Source organism: Treponema sp. R6D11 (assembly GCF_054786075.1).
On sequence record NZ_BDHD01000511.1, the window covers coordinates 1 to 876 of the forward strand.

Sequence of the window (876 nt, forward strand, 5' to 3'; positions counted from 1 at the left end):
GACCTTAACGCAATGGACGCGGCGCGTAAAGTTTTAATCCTTGCCAGGGAATGCGGGCTAAACCTTGAGTTTAAAAACGTAAAAATCGATCCTATTTTGCCCAAGGCTTGCTTTAGCGCCAGAAATATCGACGCTTTTTTCCGAGAGCTGAAAAAAGCCGACGCTGATTTTGAAAAACGGCGCGCTCAGGCGGCGGCGGAAGGTAAACAACTGCGTTATGTCGCCGTAATAGAAGAAGGAAAGGCAAAACTTTCTTTCCGCGCCGAAGAACAGGGCAGCCCCTTCCGCTCGTTAGTGGACAGCGATAATATTGTAGTTATTACTACAAACCGTTATTCAAAACTTCCAATGGTTATCAAGGGACCGGGAGCGGGCGCTCAAGTTACGGCGACCGGAGTGTTCGCCGACATTCTGCGTACCGCAAGAACTTTGGTATAGGAGGCATTTATGGCTATCGCTCAAAATATTAAAAACTGCTTCCCGGCACTCCTAAAACCAGATGTTTTTTAAGATGTTCTACAAACGCTTTGTCATCGGCTTCTTTGCCTGTTTTGCTTTTCGGGACTTTGCAGAAAAGATAGAATGCCCCCTGCGGAGTGGAATATTCAATACCGGCGTTATTCAACACTTTCATAAAAGCGTCCCGCCTTCGCTCGTAAATTGAAACGTCAACACGCGCGTCTGTAAGAGAGGCGACTATTCTTTGCATTAGTGCGGGGGCGTTTACAAAACCAAGCACCCTTGTAGCGTAAATTAATCCGTTAAGAAGATCGTCCTTGCCGTTTATTGCTGGGTTTACAGCAATAAAGCCGATACGCTCGCCGGGAAGAGACAGGCTTTTTGAATAGGAAGTTACAACTATAGACTCGTTATAAC

Annotated in this window: 1 protein-coding gene and 1 pseudogene; one reads left to right on the forward strand and one right to left on the reverse strand. The window is 46.3% G+C overall.

What is annotated here, in order from left to right:
- A pseudogene (locus ACYVTD_RS14325) lies at positions 1–438 on the forward strand (bifunctional aspartate kinase/homoserine dehydrogenase I); the annotation flags it as partial.
- 28 nt (positions 439–466) lie between these two features.
- Here ACYVTD_RS14325 and ACYVTD_RS14330 read toward each other — a convergent pair.
- On the reverse strand, positions 467–876 hold a 410-nt coding region (locus tag ACYVTD_RS14330), incomplete at its 5' end, for an aminotransferase class I/II-fold pyridoxal phosphate-dependent enzyme (protein WP_461248396.1).